At 61.8% G+C, this 19267-nt stretch carries 16 protein-coding genes; 2 read left to right on the forward strand and 14 right to left on the reverse strand.

Translation table 11 applies throughout. The features are described 5' to 3' along the window. Positions 1 to 11 precede the first annotated feature (11 nt). On the forward strand, positions 12 to 1199 hold the full coding sequence (locus tag Q7C33_RS23150) for an aminotransferase class V-fold PLP-dependent enzyme (protein WP_030139351.1): 1188 nt from the start codon (positions 12 to 14) through the stop codon (positions 1197 to 1199). 126 nt (positions 1200 to 1325) lie between these two features. Here Q7C33_RS23150 and Q7C33_RS23155 read toward each other — a convergent pair whose 3' ends face one another. The 3 genes from Q7C33_RS23155 to zwf are packed head-to-tail and all read right to left on the reverse strand — an operon-like array spanning position 1326 to position 4181. Next, positions 1326 to 1991 (reverse strand): bifunctional 4-hydroxy-2-oxoglutarate aldolase/2-dehydro-3-deoxy-phosphogluconate aldolase, encoded by a 666-nt coding sequence (locus tag Q7C33_RS23155; RefSeq protein ID WP_030139352.1) that lies wholly within the window; start codon positions 1989 to 1991, stop codon positions 1326 to 1328. Positions 1992 to 2008: 17 nt separating this feature from the next. Next, entirely contained in the window at positions 2009 to 2722 is a 714-nt protein-coding gene (pgl, locus tag Q7C33_RS23160; protein WP_334598185.1) for a 6-phosphogluconolactonase, read from the reverse strand. Beyond that, positions 2709 to 4181 carry a glucose-6-phosphate dehydrogenase gene (zwf, locus tag Q7C33_RS23165; RefSeq protein WP_030139354.1) on the reverse strand — a complete coding sequence of 491 codons (1473 nt, stop codon included), beginning with the start codon at positions 4179 to 4181 and terminating at the stop codon, positions 2709 to 2711. The genes pgl and zwf overlap by 14 nt, the downstream gene beginning before the upstream one ends. A gap of 196 nt (positions 4182 to 4377) precedes the next feature. On the opposite strand from zwf, the gene Q7C33_RS23170 reads away from it, so the two are divergent. Continuing rightward, complete coding sequence (locus tag Q7C33_RS23170; RefSeq protein WP_181289374.1) at positions 4378 to 5238, forward strand: MurR/RpiR family transcriptional regulator; 861 nt, start codon at positions 4378 to 4380, stop codon at positions 5236 to 5238. 153 nt (positions 5239 to 5391) lie between these two features. On the opposite strand, the gene Q7C33_RS23175 is transcribed toward Q7C33_RS23170, so the two are convergent. The 11 genes from Q7C33_RS23175 to edd form a co-directional block, all read right to left on the reverse strand. Continuing rightward, positions 5392 to 6246 (reverse strand): D-hexose-6-phosphate mutarotase, encoded by an 855-nt coding sequence (locus Q7C33_RS23175; RefSeq protein ID WP_030139356.1) that lies wholly within the window; start codon positions 6244 to 6246, stop codon positions 5392 to 5394. Between the two features lie 299 nt (positions 6247 to 6545). Continuing rightward, positions 6546 to 7892: a carbohydrate porin gene (locus Q7C33_RS23180; protein ID WP_030139357.1), complete on the reverse strand. Its 1347-nt coding sequence runs from the start codon at positions 7890 to 7892 to the stop codon at positions 6546 to 6548. Positions 7893 to 8088: 196 nt separating this feature from the next. After that, complete coding sequence (locus tag Q7C33_RS23185) at positions 8089 to 9249, reverse strand: ABC transporter ATP-binding protein (protein WP_249873597.1); 1161 nt, start codon at positions 9247 to 9249, stop codon at positions 8089 to 8091. Between the two features lie 2 nt (positions 9250 to 9251). Next, complete coding sequence (locus Q7C33_RS23190; protein WP_030139359.1) at positions 9252 to 10097, reverse strand: carbohydrate ABC transporter permease; 846 nt, start codon at positions 10095 to 10097, stop codon at positions 9252 to 9254. Further along, a complete protein-coding gene (locus Q7C33_RS23195; protein WP_030139360.1) occupies positions 10090 to 10998 on the reverse strand; it encodes a carbohydrate ABC transporter permease in 909 nt (302 codons plus the stop codon). Before Q7C33_RS23195 ends, Q7C33_RS23190 begins: the two co-directional genes overlap by 8 nt. Before the next feature lie 153 nt (positions 10999 to 11151). Next, positions 11152 to 12453, reverse strand: a complete 1302-nt coding sequence (locus Q7C33_RS23200; protein ID WP_198797689.1) for an ABC transporter substrate-binding protein — start codon at positions 12451 to 12453, stop codon at positions 11152 to 11154. Positions 12454 to 12569: 116 nt separating this feature from the next. Continuing rightward, entirely contained in the window at positions 12570 to 13829 is a 1260-nt protein-coding gene (locus Q7C33_RS23205) for a D-mannose isomerase (protein WP_198797688.1), read from the reverse strand. Between the two features lie 244 nt (positions 13830 to 14073). Continuing rightward, positions 14074 to 15543, reverse strand: a complete 1470-nt coding sequence (locus Q7C33_RS23210; RefSeq protein WP_030139364.1) for an ATP-binding protein — start codon at positions 15541 to 15543, stop codon at positions 14074 to 14076. Further along, positions 15533 to 16264 (reverse strand): response regulator, encoded by a 732-nt coding sequence (locus tag Q7C33_RS23215; RefSeq protein ID WP_030139365.1) that lies wholly within the window; start codon positions 16262 to 16264, stop codon positions 15533 to 15535. Before Q7C33_RS23215 ends, Q7C33_RS23210 begins: the two co-directional genes overlap by 11 nt. A 197-nt stretch (positions 16265 to 16461) precedes the next feature. Continuing rightward, positions 16462 to 17421: a glucokinase gene (locus tag Q7C33_RS23220; protein ID WP_030139366.1), complete on the reverse strand. Its 960-nt coding sequence runs from the start codon at positions 17419 to 17421 to the stop codon at positions 16462 to 16464. Further along, on the reverse strand, positions 17418 to 19244 hold the full coding sequence (gene edd / locus Q7C33_RS23225; RefSeq protein WP_030139367.1) for a phosphogluconate dehydratase: 1827 nt from the start codon (positions 19242 to 19244) through the stop codon (positions 17418 to 17420). The genes Q7C33_RS23220 and edd overlap by 4 nt, the downstream gene beginning before the upstream one ends. Positions 19245 to 19267 lie beyond the last annotated feature (23 nt).

Consider the following 19267-nt stretch of genomic DNA (forward strand, 5'->3'; position numbering starts at 1 on the left):
TGAGCCCCGCCATGCCCGAGAACACCCTGCGCGCCCACGACGAAACCTTCTGGGAAACCTTTATCGGTCGCTACGATGTCGACGCCGATGGCTTGCTCAATCTTGAAAACGGCTACTTCGGCCGAATGTCGCGCACCGTGGTCGAGGAATACCAGCGCAACATCGAACTCATCAACCGCAGCAACTCGGTGTACGTGCGCCAGCACTTCGACCGGGAACACGGCGAAGCCATTCGCCGCCAGGTGGCGCAACTGATCCGCGCCCCCGCGTCCACCGTGGCACTGGCTAACAGTGCGGTGGATGCCCTGCAGACGCTCATTCGCAACTACAACGGGCTCAAGCCCGGCGACAAGGTGCTGATCAGCGACGTCGAATACACCTCGGTCAAGAGCGCGATGCGCTGGCTGGCTCGCCAGCGCGGCGCGGAAGTCGTTGAGCTGGTCCTTCCCTACCCCGCCAGTTTCGACAACTTGGTGAGCACCTATCGAGAAGCCTTCATTCGCTACCCGCGCCTGAAGGTGATGGCGCTGACCTACGTCAATCACCTGACCGGCCTGGTGATGCCGGTCCAGGCGATTGCCGAGGCGGCGCGGGAATTCGAGGTCGACATCATTCTCGACGGTGCCCACGCCTTGGGGCAGATCGATTTCGACCTGAAGAAACTCGGCATCCCGTTCGCCGGGTTCAATCTGCAAAAATGGATTGGCGGCCCCTTGGCCCTGGGCTTTCTCTACATCGCGCCACAACGGCTGGCCGACATCGACCCGGACATGGACGAAGCCAACTACCCTGCCACCGACATACGCTCACGCACGCCCCACAGCACGCCCAATATCCCCGCGTTGCTGACGCTGCCCCTGGTGTTCGAAGAGCACCGTGCCCTGGGCGGTGCGTCAGCCAAAGGCGCGCGGCTCTGTTACCTGCGCGACATGTGGGTGAGCGCCGTTCGTGACGTACCGGGTATTGAAGTCATGACCCCGGATGACCGGCGGCTGTATTGCGGTATCACGTCCATGCGATTCACCGCACAGCCGGACCAGCAGGCGATGGCCGCCCGACTGCTCAAGGACCATGGGATTTTCACCGTGGTGCGCGAAACCAGCGTTGGACCGTGTATTCGCATCACGCCGGGATTGATTACGTTGGCGCGGGATATCGAGCGACTCACTGCGGCGCTGATTAACCTGAGCAGTACATAACCCGTGGCGAGGGAGCTTGCTCCCTCGCCACGGGGATCTGCAGCGAAATAATGGGCAAAAAAAAACGGCGCGCCGACCAAGCGCACCGTAAAGCCGTAGAACACACAACGAAGTTCGGTAAGACAATCAGTCCAGCAACGCCAGTGCCTCGGCAGTGCATTCCTGGATACGGGCCCAGTCGCCGTTCTTGATCCACTCTGGATCAAGCATCCAACTGCCACCCACGCACATCACGTTCTTCAACGCCATGTAGCTCTTGATATTCGCCGGGCTGACGCCGCCGGTCGGGCAGAATTTCACTTCGCCGAACGGTCCGCCCAAGGCCTTGATCGCCGCCACGCCACCGCTGACTTCCGCCGGGAACAACTTGAAGCGGCGATAGCCCAGGCCATAACCTTCCATGATGCCCGAGGCATTGCTGATCCCCGGCAGCAACGGGATCGGGCTCTGGACGCTAGCCTCCAGCAGATCGCGAGTGATGCCTGGGGTAACGATGAACTGCGAACCGGCTGCCTCGGCGGCGGCCAGCATGTGGCGATCAAGCACCGTGCCGGCGCCGGTCACCAGCTCCGGACGCTGTTCGCGCAGCACCTGGATGGCCTTGAGGCCGAACTGCGAGCGCAAGGTCACTTCCAACGCCGTCAGACCACCCGCCGCCAGGGCATCGGCCAGTGGCAGGATGTCCTGTTCACGGGCAATGGTGATCACCGGCAGGATCCGCGCCTTGGCGCAGAGGCTGTCGATCAGGGCAACTTTGTCCGCCATGGAAACGGTCGGGGATGGGTTTGTCATAGCGGCTGATCCTTGGTTCATGGGCACCAGTAAATCTCTAACGTAGGTTGCAGAAACGCGCGGATCGGCATTTCGGCGACATCGTCACCGGCCACCGCAGCGTTCAGGGTGGTCAATTTCGACTGACCGGAAATCGACAGCACTTTGTGTCGAGCCGAGGCCAGCAAGGCGCGGCTCATGGTCAAGCGCTGGTGCGGCACGGTTGGCGCCAGCATCGGCCAGCAACGGCGCGCGCCCTCCTTGTCCAGGGCCTCGGCCAGGTTCGGACTGTCGGGAAACAGCGACGCGGTGTGCCCGTCATCGCCCATGCCCAGGACCAGCACATCGATCGGCGGCAGCTCGGTCAGCAGGCGGTCCGCCTGTTCGGCGGCGGCTTCCAGGTTGGCGCTGGCGCTGTAGAGGCTCAGGAACTGGGCCTTCGCCGCAGCCCCTTGGAGCAGATAACGCTTGAGCAGGCCGGCATTGCTGTCGGCATGTTCAACCGGCACCCAGCGCTCATCGGCCAGGCTCACCACCACTTTCGACCAGTCCAGCGCCTGCTTGGCCAGGTTCTGGAAAAACGCTACAGGGCTGCGACCACCGGAAACCACCAGGGTCGCCGCGCCCTTGGCATCGATCACGGTGCGCAGTTGCTCGGCCACGTTCAGCGCCAGTTTTTCCGCCAGCGCCACCGGGCTCTTGAATGCCAGGGCTGTGACGCCCTGGGGCAGTTGCAATTCAGATATCGCCATACCATGACCTCCCATCCCGCGTGATCAGTGCAATGGAGCTCATCGGCCCCCAGGACCCAGCGGCATAAGGCTTGGGCGCATCACCGGACTTCTTCCAGCCGGCGATCAACTGGTCACACCACGTCCACGCGGCTTCGATTTCATCTTTACGGACAAACAGGTTCTGATTGCCGTTCATGACTTCCAGCAACAACCGCTCGTAGGCATCGGGAATCCGCGCGCTGCGATAGGTGTCGGAGAAGTTGAGTTGCAGCGGACCGCTGCGCAATTGCATGCCCTTGTCCAGGCCTTGCTCCTTGGTCATCACCCGCAAGGAAATCCCTTCGTCCGGTTGCAGGCGGATGATCAGTTTGTTGCTGATCTGCAAGCGCTGCTCGGGGGCGAAGATGTAGTGGGACGGTTCCTTGAAGTGAATCACGATCTGCGACAGCTTTTGCGGCATGCGCTTGCCGGTGCGCAGGTAGAACGGAACACCGGCCCAGCGCCAGTTGCGAATGTCGGCGCGCAGCGCAACAAAGGTCTCGGTGTCGCTCTGGGTATTGGAATTGGGCTCTTCCAGGTAGCCCGGAACCGCCTTGCCTTCGCTGTGGCCGGCGATGTATTGGCCGCGCACCACCTGGGTGGTCAGGCCTTCCGGGCTGATCGGCGCCAGGGCCTTGAGCACCTTGACCTTCTCGTCACGGATGCTGTCGGCGGACAGGTCGGCCGGCGGGTCCATGGCAATCAGGCAAAGCAGTTGCAGCAAGTGGTTCTGGATCATGTCCCGCAACTGGCCGGCCTTGTCGAAATAGCCCCAGCGGCCTTCGATACCGACCTTCTCGGCCACGGTGATTTCCACGTGGGAAATGTAGTTCTGGTTCCACTGGGTTTCAAACAGGCTGTTGGCGAAGCGCAGCGCGATCAGGTTCTGCACCGTCTCCTTGCCCAGGTAATGGTCGATACGGTAGGTGCGGTTTTCCGGGAAGAACTGCGCCACGGCATCGTTGACCTTGCGCGAGGATTCCAGGTCCGAGCCGATGGGTTTTTCCAGCACGACACGGGTGTTTTCGCTCAAGCCGACTTTCGCCAGGTTTTCGCAGATCGCGCCGTAGACGGCGGCCGGCGTGGCGAAATAGGCAATGACCTGTTGCTGGGTCGAACCGGCCTGCTCGGCGAGGGCGACGTAATCCTCAGCCTTGAGGAAATCCACGTGCAGGTAGGTCAGACGCGCCAGGAAACGCTCGATCACGGTTTCGTCGAGGTCTTTATCACCCACATAACGGCGCAGCTCAGTGGTGATGAACGCCAGGTGCTGCTGTTCGCTGCCGGGTTCGCGGGCCAACGCCAGGATCCGCGTGTCCTCGTGCAACAGGCCGGCGCCATCGAGCTGATAAAGGGCAGGAAACAGCTTGCGCAACGCCAGGTCGCCCAACGCGCCGAACAAGGCAAAGGTGCACGGTTCAACCGTAATCGAATGCATGATGTTTGTTCTTTTATCAAGTTAAGCTACAAATACCTTTTTTCAAGGTATCACTCAAGGAAAAATGTAGTAATAACCACAACATTTTTCGAAAATACCGATTCCGAGTGGTGGTCCGTCGGAGCCATCAGTAGGATAGGCCACCGCAAAGGGTCGTATCAAAGACCCGCCTCTCTAGGAATCTTGTATGGACCGCGTGCGAAATCTACTGGAGCAGATCCAGAGTCGCCTGGAAGACCTGAACAAGGCCGAACGCAAGGTGGCCGAAGTGATCCTGCTCAACCCACAGCAGGCAACCCGTTTCAGCATCGCCGCCCTCGCCCAGGCCGCGTCGGTCAGCGAACCGACCGTCAACCGCTTCTGCCGCTCGTTCGGTGTCAGCGGCTACCCGGAGCTCAAGCTGCAACTGGCCCAAAGCCTGGCCAGCGGCGCGGCTTATGTCAGCCGCGCGGTAGAGGCCGACGACAACCCGGAAGCCTACACGCAGAAAATCTTTGGCAGTGCCATTGCGTCATTGGACAGTGCCTGCCAGGCCCTTGATCCAAATTTGATCAGTCGCGCCGTGGATTTGCTGATCCAGGCCCGGCAGATCCACTTCTTCGGCCTCGGCGCCTCGGCCCCCGTGGCCCTGGATGCCCAGCATAAATTTTTCCGCTTCAACCTGGCGGTGACCGCCCACGCCGACGTGCTGATGCAACGCATGATCGCCTCGGTGGCCCATACCGGTGAGTTGTTCGTGATCATTTCCTACACCGGGCGTACCCGCGAATTGGTGGAAGTGGCGCGCATCGCCCGGGAGAACGGCGCATCGGTGCTCGGCCTGACCGCCGAAGGCTCGCCGCTCGCCAAGGCCAGCACCTTGAGCCTGAACATTCCGCTGCCAGAAGACACGGACATCTACATGCCGATGACGTCGCGGATCATCCAGCTCACCGTGCTGGACGTGCTCGCCACCGGCATGACCTTGCGCCGAGGCGTGGACTTCCAGCCGCACCTGCGCAAGATCAAGGAAAGCCTGAATGCCAGCCGGTATCCGGTTGGGGATGAGTTCAACTGATGCCATTCAGAATCTTCGGCGCCTGACGATCCGTCTTCGCGAGCAGGCTCGCTCCCACAAGGTTTCGTGAACGCCATAGAACCAGTGTGGGAGCGAGCTTGCTCCGGGCGGCGATCCGACGATGATGGCAGCTGCCACGCCAAAGATTCTGGACTAAGCCCCCGCCCGCGCCTGCAAACTCAAATGCGCCCGCTCCCCCGGCGCCAGGCACACACTGTCGGTGCCGCCGCTGGCCGCTTCGACGCAGACGAATTCGTTGACCTCATCCCAACTCACCCCCAGCAACGGCCGGGCGCCCGGATGCCAGACCACGGTGTCGGCACTGTCACCGGTGTCGATGCACAGTTCGCGCTGCCAAGCGTGATCCTTGAGCTGCAATTCCCCTTCGTGCTGGAACACCCGCTGGCAGCCACCGTCCACCCGCAACTCGCCTTGCTGCCGGCAAACCTCGCGGTTCAATTGGTCATAACCCTGTGCACCTTCGAGCCCAGACAGCGCTACCTCACCAACGTCGCCAATACGCCAATAGGCGTGCAACGCCTGGCTCAACTGGCAAGGCAAGCTATCTTGATGCTCGGTGCTCAAGCGCAGCTCCATGCGTTCGCCCAGGTCGGCATGCAGGTCCACTTGCCAGTCGCACAATTGCAATTGCCAGTGCAAATGCACGCCGTCGTCATCGCTGCGGCTGTCGAGCAGTTTCCAATTGATCAAACGCGCCCAGCCATGGGACGGCCAGGCATTTTCGCTCGGATGGCGGCCATACCACGGCCAGCACACCGGAACGCCGCCGCGTATTGCACCGACCTGCGGCCACTTCGCCGCGCACCACAACCAGGGTTTCTGGCCGCGCGGCTGGAAGTGCAGCAACTGCGCCCCCTGGCGACTGAAAACCGCCTGGCACAGCGGATGATCGATGACCAACACATCACGCTGCTGATAGCGCTCCCACGCAAACACCGGACGCTCGCGCAAGGATCTGAAAAAGCGTTGCAGGGGATGCTCATGCATGGGCTGTGGTCCTGGAAATCATTGAACTCTCAATTGATGCGACAGTTTTGTGGCGAGGGGATTTAGCGAAACGTCGCACCGCCCCGCTGGGGTGCGGAGCAGCCCCAAAAAAGGTTGGAGATAATCTGCCTGACGCACCGAGTTGGCCAACTGGGGGGCTGCTCCGCAGCCCAGCGGGGATAAATCCCCTCGCCACAGGTTCCGCGCCCAACCAAACGATCAATGCTTCACAAAAAAAAGCGGACAGCCTTGGCCGTCCGCAAATATGCGCACATAGAGAGGAGCTTATCGCAACAGCGTTAGAACACCGACTGAATTTTCAGGCCGGCTACCAAGGCGTTATCGACCTCGTCAACACCGCCCGGGTGGGTGATGTATTGCAGGTTCGGACGCACGGTCAGCCAGTTGGTCACGTGCACGCCATAGTTGAGTTCGTAGTTGTACTCAGTGCTACGCAGTGGCGCGAACAGTGGATCGTTGTAGTCAGTGACGCCGTTGGCGGCATTGGTCAGCTCGGCGTTTCTCTTCACGTCTTCGTTGACATGGATACGGGAGAAACCGATCCCGATGTCATCCTTCGGACGGGCGTCGAACGGCCCTTTGTACACGAACATCAACGACTGGTAGTTGTCGACGACGTTGGTGTCCTTGTCGTGGAAGGTCGCGTTGGCCGCGATGTTCAGGCCGCGGGAAGCGTCGCCGTTGTGAGTGGTGAGTTGTTGCTGCGCCACGAACCAGTAGCCGTGCTTGCTGTCGTGACTGCGGTAGGCGTTGCCGGTGGTGGCGGCATCGTTGCCGTCTTCGTCTTCACGGACGTCGTTGGCGTCAGCCGTGCTCTTGTAGTAACCGACGCGGTATTCGCCCGGCAGGTTGTTGACCTTCGGCGACCAGACCAGTTCGACAGGAATGACGGTACCTTTGGTGCCGCTGCCGCTGAGCTTGAAGCCGTTGCCGTGCTCCAACTGCGATGGGTTCTGGTTGTACGCACCGATTTGCGCGTAGAACTCAGGCGTGATGTTGTACTTCACGCGGATCGCGGCCTGGCTGACTGGCCAGTTGTACCAGATACCGGTCGCCCAGTTACCCACCTGGGAGCCACAGAACGCCAGGTTCTGGAATTCGCAAGGGAAGGTGTTGAAGTCTTCGCCTTCGCCGAAGTAACCGGCCTTGACGTCCAGCTTGCCGTCGAGGAACTGGTGCTTGATCCACAATTGGGTCAGACGAACCATGTGGCCACGGCCGTAGACTTCTTGGGAAGAACTCAAGGTACCCGCGCGCGGGTCGCCGACACGGTCGTTGGAGATGTTCTGACCGTTACGGTTGGTCAGCTGGATCTTGGCCTGGGTGTTATCCCAGCCCCACAGCTTTTCCAGGTCCAGCGCCACGCCCAGACCGAACTGGTCGGCGTAACGCGCGGTCTTGTCGTTGTTGTAGCCACCGTGCAGGTTGCCGCCCACCTCGCCGACGTAGTCGGCCTTGATGTCGATACCCTGCTCGATCAGTTTGGTCCGTTCACCGCCCCAGTCGCCCGTCATCCACTGCGAATCGGCGCTGAACGCGTCGGCAGCGTGTGCGCTACCGGCCAGCATCATCGCCGCAACGGCTGACAACTGGCAGATAAGCTGGGCATTGTTTTTCTTCTTCATCCCTACATCCTCGTCTTTATTGTTATTAACTGTTTTTATCTAACGCGGTTTACAACGATTGCGATGGATGGTCCCCCACTCACCGCATACTCCTTTTTCTGTGGAAGCGAGCGTGCCCGCGATAGCGGTGTGTCATTCACTTCAGCCGCAACTGATGTACCGCCATCGCGAGCAAGCTCGCTCCCACATATGTTCATCATCGGCCCTTGAACTGCGCCACATTGGCAGGCCGGTCTCCAGCCTGCGGCTGCGCGGCCACGCCCAGGCGTTCGCCGGACTTGGCGTCGAACAGCAACACTTTCGCGGGATCGAATTGCAACGTCAGGGTCTCCCCCGGCTGCGGCGCCACGTCCGGCGCCAGTCGGCAGCAGACCTTGGTGTCGTTGAGATTGACGAACACCAGGGTGTCCGGGCCGGTAGGTTCGGTAACCTGGACTTCGGCGCGAATGGTCGGCAAACCGTTCGGCTCGTTGCCGGCCAGCACGATCTGCTCCGGCCGCAGGCCAAGAATCACTTCGCGATCTTCCAGCCCGGCGTCCTGCATGCCCAGCGGCAACTCGCAACGGGCCTGGCCGCTGTCGAGCAAGGCCAGCAGGCGACCGTCCTTGCGTTGCAGGCGCAGCGGGATGAAGTTCATCGGCGGCGAACCGATGAAGCTCGCCACGAAGAGGTTGGCCGGGTTGTTGTAGATGTCCTTCGGCGTGCCGAACTGCTGGATGATCCCGTCCTTCATCACCGCCACTTTGTCGCCCAGGGTCATCGCTTCGATCTGGTCGTGGGTCACGTAGACCGTGGTGGTCTTCAGGCGCTGGTGCATCAGTTTCATTTCGGTGCGCATCTCGACCCGCAGCTTGGCGTCGAGGTTGGACAGCGGCTCGTCGAACAGGTAGATCTTCGGCCGCCGCGCCAGGGCACGGCCCATGGCGACGCGCTGCTGCTGGCCGCCGGAGAGCTGGCCGGGCTTGCGGTTGAGCAGGTGCTCGATCTGCAACAGCTTGGCGACCCGCGCCACTTCTTCGTTGATGTCCGACTGTTTCATCTTGCGAATCTTCAGGCCGAACTCGATGTTCTCGCGCACGCTCATGGTCGGGTACAGCGCGTAGGACTGGAACACCATGGCGATGTCACGATCCTTCGGGCTCATGCCGCTGACGTCCTGGTCGCCGATCATGATCGCGCCGCCGGTGATGGTCTCGAGGCCGGCGATGCAGTTCATCAGGGTCGATTTGCCGCAACCCGAAGGGCCTACCAGGATGAGGAATTCGCCTTCCTTGATCGACAACTGGATGTCTTTCAAGGTGTCGGGCAGGCCCGCACCGTAGGTCTTGTTTACATTGCGAAGTTCAAGCGTAGCCATGATTACCCCTTGACCGCGCCAGCCGTGAGGCCGCGCACGAAATACTTGCCTGCGATCACATAGACCAGCAGGGTCGGCAGCCCGGCGATCATCGCCGCCGCCATATCCACGTTATATTCCTTGGCCCCGGTGCTGGTGTTGACCAGGTTGTTCAGCGCCACCGTGATGGGCTGGGAGTCACCGCTGGAGAACACCACGCCGAACAGGAAGTCGTTCCAGATCTGGGTGAACTGCCAGATCAGGCAGACCATGATGATCGGCGTCGACATCGGCAGGATGATCCGCCGGAAGATCGTGAAGAACCCGGCACCGTCGAGGCGCGCAGCCTTCACCAGCGCATCGGGGATGCTCACGTAGTAGTTGCGGAAGAACAGCGTGGTGAACGCCAGGCCGTAGACGACGTGGACAAACACCAGGCCGGTGGTGGTGCTGGCCAGGCCCATCTTGCCGAGGGTGAACGAGGCCGGCAGCAGCACGGTCTGGAACGGCAGGAAGCAACCGAACAGCAGCAGGCCGAAGAACAACTGCGACCCACGGAAGCGCCACATCGACAGCACATAACCGTTCAACGCGCCGATGGCGGTGGAAATCAGTACGGCCGGCACGGTGATCTTGATCGAGTTCCAGAAGTAGCCGTTGACCGTGGCCCAGGCCTTGACCCAGCCGATGCCGCTGACCACGGTCGGCCAGCTCAGCAGGTTACCGGTGCTGATGTCTTCCGGCGTCTTGAAGCTGGTCAACAGCATGACCACCAACGGCACCAGGTAAAGCAGTACCGCGAGGATCAGCACCGCGTAGATCGCGATGCGGCTCAGGCTGATGGAAGGTTTCGCAGCGAGACTAGTCATGACGCTTGGCCCTCAGCTCGGAATACAGGTAAGGCACGATGATCGCGAGGATCGCACCGAGCATCAGGATTGCGCTGGCCGAGCCCATGCCCATCTGGCCGCGACTGAAGGTGAACGAGTACATGAACATGGCAGGCAGGTCGGAGGAGTAACCCGGGCCACCGGCGGTCATGGCCGCCACCAGGTCGAAGCTCTTGATCGCAATGTGCGCCAGAATCATCACGGCACTGAAGAACACCGGGCGCAGGCTCGGCAGTACCACTTTCCAGTAGATGCGCGGCATGCTTGCGCCGTCGATCTGCGCGGCGCGGATGATCGACTGGTCCACGCCACGCAGGCCGGCCAGGAACATCGCCATGATGAAACCCGAGGCCTGCCATACGGCAGCGATCACCAGGCAATACACCACGCGATCAGGGTCGATCAGCCAGTCCAGGCGGAAGCCTTCCCAGCCCCAGTCACGCAACAATTTATCCAGGCCCATGCCCGGGTTGAGCAGCCATTTCCAGGCGGTACCGGTGACGATCATCGAGAGCGCCATCGGGTACAGGTAAATGGTGCGGATGAAACCTTCGCGACGAATACGCTGGTCGAGGAACACCGCCAGCAGCACGCCGATGACCAGGGTAATGCCGATGAACATGCCACCGAACACCGCGAGGTTCTTGCTGGCTACCCACCAGCGGTCGTTGTCCCACAGCCGTGCGTATTGCGCCAGGCCCGCCCATTTGTAGGTGGGCAGGAAAGTCGACGTTGTGAACGACAGGACGAACGTCCACAGGATGTAGCCATAAAAGCCCACCAGGACGATGAACATGCTCGGCGCCAGCACCAGTTTTGGTAGCCAGCGCTGCAATGCATCGAACGGCGAGGCCTTGCTGAACACAGCAACAGAACTCATGAGGAAATCCAAACCAAAGAATAAAAACTACAAATGCATTCCCTTTGTGGGAGCGGGCTTGCTCGCGAAAGCGGTGTGCCAGCCAACGGATGTATCAACTGACACGACGCCTTCGCGAGCAAGCCCGCTCCCACAGGGCTCGCGGTGCTGACCTTACTTGGCCGACTGAACCGCTGCGCCCAATTTCTTGGCGGCATCGGCCGGGTCGGCTTTCGGGTCGTTGATGTAGTTGGTCACGACGTCAAAGAACGCGCCTTGTACCGCCAATGTGGTCGCCATGTTGTGCGCCATGCTTGGCTGCAGGCCGCCGCTCTTGGCGTCTGCCAGGAAGTCCTTGGCAGCGGTCTGGGCGCAGGAGTCGAAACCGTACTTGCCCATGTCGGCCAGCATGTCGTTACGCACCGGGATCGAGCCCTTGTTGATGCTGAAGACTTTCTGGAAGTTCTCACCCAGCACGACCTTGGCGATATCCTGCTGCCCCGCCGAAGTGCCTGCGTCCTTCTGCTTGAACACCGCCAGGGAGTCAATGTTGTAGGTGAAGGCCTTGTCAGTGCCTGGGAACGCTACGCACTCGTAGTCCTTGCCGGCGACTTTCTTCGCCGCGGTCCACTCGCTCTTGGCCCAGTCACCCATGATCTGCATGCCGGCCTTGCCGTTGATGACCTTGGCCGCTTCCAGGTTCCAGTCCTGGCCCTTGCCGTCGGCGTCCATGTAGGTCGCGACTTTCTTCAGCTCGGTCAATGCCTTGACCATTTCCGGACCGGTCAGCGCCGTGTTGTCCAGGTCGACCAGGGCTTTCTTGTAGCCATCAGCGCCCATGACCGAGAGCACCACCGCTTCGAACACGGTGCTGTCCTGCCACGGCTGGCCGCCGTGGGCCAGGGGAATGAAGCCTGCGGCCTTGAGCTTGTCACCGGCGGCGTAGAATTCTTCGAGGGTGGTCGGGTTCTTGGTGATGCCGGCTTTCTTGAAGACTTCCGGGTTGATCCACAACCAGTTGACGCGGTGGATATTCACCGGCACAGCGACGTAGTCACCTTCGTACTTCACGGTGTCGGAGACTTTCTTGTCGAGCAGGCTGTCCCACTTTTCCGCCTTGGAAACGTCCTTGAGGACGTCGGTGTCGAGCAGGCCAGTGGTTGCCCATTCCTGGATGTCCGGGCCCTTGATCTGGGCGACGCCCGGTGGGTTGCCAGCCACGGCACGGCTCTTGAGCACGGTCATGGCAGTGGAACCGCCACCGCCGGCGACGGCGCCGTCCTTCCAGGTAAAGCCGTCTTTTTCCACCTGGGCCTTGAGCACATCGACCGCGGCTTTTTCACCACCCGACGTCCACCAGTGGACGACTTCCACGGAACCTTTCGATTCGGCGGCCAGGGCGCTGACAGGGAATGCTGCGACGGGAAGCAAGGAAGCAAGAGAAATGACAGTAGCGAGGCGAGAAATCGCATTCATCTAGAAGTACCTTTCTTGTTGTTATGCATGCAAGTCTGGTGCTTGCGCTGCATGGATTCTAATCAGGGGTTATCCCTTCGCAGGTAACGAAGGGACGCGGATATGTCACTGCATGGTTACACAGGCGCGGGAGCGGATAACCGCGCCAACGCAGACGCCATGCTGGGCGCCAGGGGAAGCCGAGGTATCAGCACGGCTTGCCAGGCGTGGTAAAGGTCCGGCTTGCCCGGCCAGATGTCGGCGCTGGGGCGGTTTTGTGGATCGAGTTCGTGGTGCCAACTGCCGTTGCAGCGATCGATGAAATGCTTGTCGCAGAATTCCCAGAAACGCCGGTACCAGGCTTCGTATTGCGCCTCGTCGGTACGCTTGAGCAGCGCGCTGGCCGCTGCCGCCGCTTCGGCATGCACCCAATGCAGGCGATGACGAACCACGGCGCGGTTGTCCCAGTCCAGGGTGTAGACAATGCCCGGCGCGCCATCGACGTCCCAGCCATGGCGGCAGTTCTGGTCGAAGAGTTTTTGCGCGTCCTGGGCCAGCCAGCCCGGGGTCAGCATGCCGATCTGCACGCGCGCGGCTTCAAGGTGCAGCAGTAGCCGCGCCCATTCGAAACCATGGCCGGGCGTGGTGCCGTAGGGACGAAACCCATCGGCCGGGTTGTCGTGGTTGTACTCGCGCAGCGGCTGCCAGTCGCGGTCGAAATGCTCGACGACCATGTAGTCGTTGGCGGCCGCATGCCCATGGATGACCCGCTCGACGATGCGCAGGGCCCGCGCCAGCCAGCGCGGGTCGTCCGTGGCATCGGCCAGGGCGAGAAAGGCTTCGGTGGCGTGCATGTTGCTGTTGGCGCCGCGATAAGCCTCTTCTTCGCGCCAGTCGCGGTTGAAGGATTCGCGCAAGGCGCCCTCTTCTTCGCACCAGAAATGCTCGTCGATGATCCGCACGGCTTCCTTGAGCAAGGCCTCGGCGCCGGGGCGCTGGGCCACGACCGCAGAGCTGGCGGCCAGGGCAACGAAAGCATGCAGGTAGGCGGCTTTGCCGGTTTCGTTTTCAGCGGGATTGGCCGTGGCGAACCAGCCGCCGAACTCAGCATCGCGCAGCGGCCCCATGAGGGCTTGCACGCCATGATCCACCAACTCGACAAACCCCGGCAGGCCCTGGATGTGGGCCATGGCGAAGCTGTGGGTCATGCGCGCGGTGTTCATGGTTTCGGCGCGGGCATCGGCGGGCAGGCGACCCAGCTCGTCCAGGTTGCCGAAACCGTCCGGCAGCTTCGAGGCCTTGGCAAACGCCAGCAGCCGCAAGCCTTCGGCGGCGAGCCATTGCTGGTGGGCAGGAGCGTTCAACCAACTGCTGAACGCCGGTTGGAAGGTGTCCATCGACATGACCTTTTTTGTTGTTTTGACCCGGGGAGTCTAAACAAGGGAGGGTCGGTGGCAGGTAACGAAAGGGACGAGTTATGTCACCGACTTGTGACATTTTCTTGAAAGGGGTGTTGGGACTACTGGCGCCTTCGCGAGCAAGCCCGCTCCCACAAGGGACTTGTGTCAAACACAATACCTGTGTTCAACGAGGTCCAATGTGGGAGCGGGCTTGCTCGCGAAGAACGATAGCGCGGTCCGACTAATCCACACTCCGAGGCAACTGCAACGTCACCCGCAACCCGCCCTCGCGCAGATTCTGCAGGCTGACTTCGCCACCATGGCTATGGGCAATGTTGCGGGCGATGCCCAGCCCCAAGCCGTAACCCTGCTGCTGCCCGGCCAGGCGAAAGTGCGGCTCGAAGACTTGCTCCAGGCGCTGTTCCGGCACGCCCGGGCCTTCATCGTCGACGTGCAGGATGAACGCTGTTTCATCGTCATCGATGTGCAGATGGGCACGCTGTCCGTATTTCAAGGCGTTGTCGATCAGGTTGCCGATGCAGCGCTTGAGGGCCAGCGGCTTGCCGGAATACGGCGCCAGCGCCCGACCATCCTGGGTGACCCGGCCATTGCCGTTGGGCGCGAGGTAGGGTTCCACCAAGCAATCCAGTACGTGATTGAGGTCCACCGGCTCGATGTTCTCGTGGATGTCGGTGTCCTTGACGCATTGCAACGCGCCCTTGACCAGTAACTCCAGCTCGTCCAGGTCACGGCCAAACTTGGCTTGCAGGTTTTCATCCTCCAGCAGCTCGACCCGCAACCGCAGCCGGGTGATCGGCGTGCGCAGGTCATGGGAGATCGCACTGAACAACTGGCTGCGCTCGGTCAGGTAGCGGCTGATGCGCTCGCGCATGGCGTTGAACGCCCGCCCCACTTCCACCACCTCACTGCCGCCGCCCTCGGCCACGGGCTGCACTTCAGCGCCAAGGGACATGTCCCGCGCGGCTCGGGCCAGACGCTTGAGGGGCCGGCTCTGCCAGTGCACCAGCAAGCCGATGAACAACAGCAACAGGCTACTGGTGAGCACGATGAACCCCACCTGCTGCTTGGGCAGGTCCTGTTCTTCGAGGCTGGTATAGGGTTCGGGCAGCAGCGAGGCGATGTACAGCCATTCACCCGGCGCCATTTGGATCTGCGTGACCAGCACCGGCGGATTCACCGGCTCAAGCGTCAGGGCGTAATGGGCCCAGGAGCGCGGCAGCTCATCGAGTTTCAGCCCGCCGTTGAAGATCCGCAGGTCTTCGGGGCTGACGAACTTGACGGAGATGTCGGCGTTGTTGCCCAGGGAGCGCCGCAGCACTTCATCCACCGCCTGGAGCACTGCCAGTTTGCGTGGTGTCACGGGCAACACGTCCATGCCCAGCGGCTTGTCATTGAGGGTGACGACGAATCGTGTCCCCCCCATGCTCCGCAACTGGTCCAGCACCAAGGGCCGGTAAGCCACCGGCAGGGAGCGCAGATAGCTGACAGTGGCGGTCATCGAATGGGCGAGACTGCGGGCGCTGGTGACCAGGCCTTCGAGCTGGGTGGCACGCAGTTGCGAAACCCAGATCAGGCTCGACAGCGTCTGGGCGAACAGCACGACCAGCAGGGTCAGCAACAGCATCCGCCCGAGCAACGAGCGCGGCACCGGTATGCGCCGGACAATTTTCCTGATCGCTTCAGTGACCATTGCTGGCAACCACACTGGCCGCCAGTTGATAACCGCTGCCGCGTACCGTGCGAATCAGCCGCGGTGGCTTGTCCGTGTCGCGCAAGCGCTGGCGCAGACGACTGACCGCCATGTCGACGATCCGGTCCAGGGGCATCAGTTCACGCCCTCGGGTGGCATTGCCGATGGTGTCGCGGTCGAGGATTTCCTGGGGATGATCGAGGAACAGCTTGAGCAACGCGAAGTCGGCGCCGGAGAGGATCACTTCTTCGCCATCGGTGTGGAACAGCCGATGGCTGACCATGTCCAGCCGCCACTCGTCGAAGGCCAGCACATCGCCGCCCGACCGTTCCTGGCCGAACTGTGCCCGGCGCAGCAGCGCCTTGATACGCGCCTGCAATTCACGCGGGCTGAACGGCTTGCCCAGGTAATCATCGGCTCCCAGCTCCAGGCCAATGACCCGGTCGGCCTCATCGGAACTGGCGGTGAGCATGATGATCGGCACATGGGCCTGGCGCGGGTGTTCGCGAACCCAGCGGCAAAGGCTGAAGCCGTCCTCGTCGGGCAGCATCACATCGAGGATCACCAGGTCGCTCGGCGCCTCGTTCAAGGCCTGGCGAAACCCGGCGCCGTCGGGCGTGGTGCGCACCTGGAAACCCGCACGGCTGAGGTAGGTGTCCAGCAGTTCGCGAATCTCCTGGTCGTCGTCGACCAACAAAATCGATTTGTTCACTGAACTCACGGGGCCTCGTCCTTGTTGTTTGGATTGGGGGCGATTATGCCTGATGGACGGGTTCTACAAACACACCACAAAACACACTACAAAACCCTGTGGGAGCGAGCTTGCTCGCGATAACGGTTTATCAGTCAGCATCAATGGCGACTGACACTCCGCTATCGCGAGCAAGCTCGCTCCCACAGGGGGTCGTATTTCAAACTTCAAGCGTGTGTCGACTGCTCCAACGCCACGCCCGCGCCCATCAGGCCGGAGTACGGCGCTGTCACCAACCAGACCGGAATACCCTTGAAATAATCGCTCATGCAACCCTTGTCGGCGAAGGATTTGGCGAAGCCACTCTCAAGGAAGAAATCGGCAAACCGCGGGACCACGCCGCCAACGATGTAGACACCGCCGCGCCCACCCACCGTGAGTACGTTATTGCCCGCCACGCGCCCCAGCCATCGGCAGAACTGCTCAAGGACTTCCAGCGCAACAGGGTCCCCTGCCAGGCCGGCGGCGGTAATGGATTCAGGGGTATCGAGCACCGGTTCATGACCGTCCACCGCGCAGATCGCCCGGTAGACGCGGGGCAAGCCACTGCCACTCAGCGCGGTTTCGGCGCTGACGTGGCCGATTTCGTTGTAGATGTGTTGCCAGAGCTGGGTCTCGCGCGGACTGCTCATCGGCAGGTCGACATGGCCGCCCTCCCCCGGCAGCGCCGCGAAGCGACCTTCGCCCAGGTCCAGCAGCGTCCCGACGCCCAGCCCGGTGCCCGGCCCGATCACTACCGCCGGGCGCATCGGCTCCGGCGTGCCTTGGCAGACGACCCGGTATTCATCGGGACGCAAGCAGGTCATGCCCAGGGCCATGGCGGAAAAGTCGTTGACCAGCAACAGCTTCTCCACCTGCAGCGTCTTGCAGAACGCCAGGTTGCTCAGGCGCCAGTGGTTGTTGGTGAAGCGAAACTCATCACCGCTCACGGGGCCGGCCACCGACAGGCACACCGAGCCAATCGCACCCGGCGCCATGCCCATGCCGCTCAGGTAAACCTTGATGGCATCTTCCGGGCAGGCGTAATCCGCCGTCGCCAACACCTGGATGTTCTCCAGGTTGTGGTTCTTCCACAGGGCGAAACGCGCATTGGTCCCGCCGATGTCACCGACCAAAGCCAGTTTCAATTAATCGCCTCCAGGGCAGAAGTGAAGGCGCTGGCGCCCTGCTCTGCCGAGCTGAAAGCCATGCGCATGAAACCGAACAGCTCGCGACCGGTGCCGATGTTGTTGCCCAACAGGCCCTTGGCCGGCTCGCGCGCGGCGAATTCCTCGGCGTCCACCTTCAGTTCCAAGGTGCCTTTGACGCCATCGACGCGGATGATATCGCCCTCCTGCACCCGAGCCAACGCGCCGCCGACATAAGCTTCGGGGCTGACATGAATGGCCGCCGGGATTTTCCCCGACGCGCCGGACATGCGCCCGTCGGTGACCAGCGCCACCTTGAAGCCGCGATCCTGCAGCACGCCGAGGAACGGCGTCATCTTGTGCAGCTCGGGCATGCCATTGGAGCGCGGGCCCTGGAAGCGCATCACGGCGACAAAATCCTTTTCCAGCAGACCGGCCTTGAACGCATCGGCCAGATCCTGCTGATCCTGGAAGACCATGGCCGGCGCCTCGACGACCTGGTTTTCCAAGGCCACGGCCGAGACTTTCATCACACCACGGCCGAGGTTGCCTTCCATCACCCGCAAGCCGCCTTCCGGCGAGAACGCACGGGCCACCGGGCGCAGGATGTTTTCGTCGAGGCTTTCGATCGGGCCGTCGCGCCACACCAGCTCGCCATCCTCGAGGAACGGCTCCTGGGTATAGCGGCTCAATCCGTGACCCAGCACGGTGTTGACGTTCTCGTGAAGCAGACCCGCTTCCAGCAATTCGCGGATCAGGAACGACATGCCGCCCGCCGCCTGGAAGTGGTTGATGTCGGCCTTGCCGTTCGGGTAGACGTGGCTCAGGGTCGGCACCACCTCGGAGAGGTCGGCCATGTCCTGCCAGGTCAGCTGGATGCCCGCCGCCATGGCAATGGCCGGCATGTGCAGGGTGTGGTTGGTCGAGCCGCCGGTGGCGTGCAGCGCAACGATGGAGTTGACCAGCGAGCGCTCGTCGACGATTTCGCCGATGGGCATGAAGTTGCCGCTCTGCTTGGTCAGGCGTGTGACCTGGAACGCCGCTTCACGGGTCAGGGCGTCGCGCAGCGGCGTGTTCGGGTTGACGAACGAAGCGCCTGGCAAGTGCAGGCCCATCACTTCCATCAGCAATTGGTTGGTGTTGGCGGTGCCGTAGAAGGTGCAGGTGCCGGGGCTGTGGTAGGACTTCATCTCCGATTCCAGCAGCTCTTCGCGCGTCGCCTTGCCTTCGGCGTAGCGCTGGCGCACGTCGGCTTTCTCTTTGTTGGAAATGCCCGAGACCATCGGCCCGCCGGGCACGAAGATCGTCGGCAAGTGACCGAAGCGCAGCGCGCCCATCATCAGGCCCGGGACGATCTTGTCGCAGATGCCGAGCATCAGCGCGCCGTCGAACATGTTGTGGGACAACGCCACCGCCGTGGACAGCGCGATCACTTCGCGGCTCGGCAGGCTCAGTTCCATCCCGGCCTCGCCCTGGGTCACGCCGTCGCACATGGCCGGCGTACCGCCAGCGAACTGGCCGACAGAGCCGATCTCGCGCAGGGCTTTCTTGATTTGTTCAGGGAAGGTTTCGTACGGCTGGTGGGCCGAGAGCATGTCGTTATAGGACGACACGATGGCGATGTTGGCGGCGTTCATCATCCGCAGGTGATGCTTGTCTTCCGTGCCGCAACCGGCCACGCCATGGGCGAAGTTGGCACACTGCAGCTTGCCGCGCATCGGGCCGTCGCTGGCTGCACCGCGGATCAGTGCAAGGTAAGCCTCACGAGTAGCGCGACTGCGAGCGATAAGCCGTTCGGTGACCTCAAGTACGCGGGGATGCATAGGTAGAACTCCAGGCTAACGGG

Source organism: Pseudomonas sp. BP11-1-1 (assembly GCF_052112105.1).
In the GTDB taxonomy this organism is placed as follows: domain Bacteria; phylum Pseudomonadota; class Gammaproteobacteria; order Pseudomonadales; family Pseudomonadaceae; genus Aquipseudomonas; species Aquipseudomonas alvandae.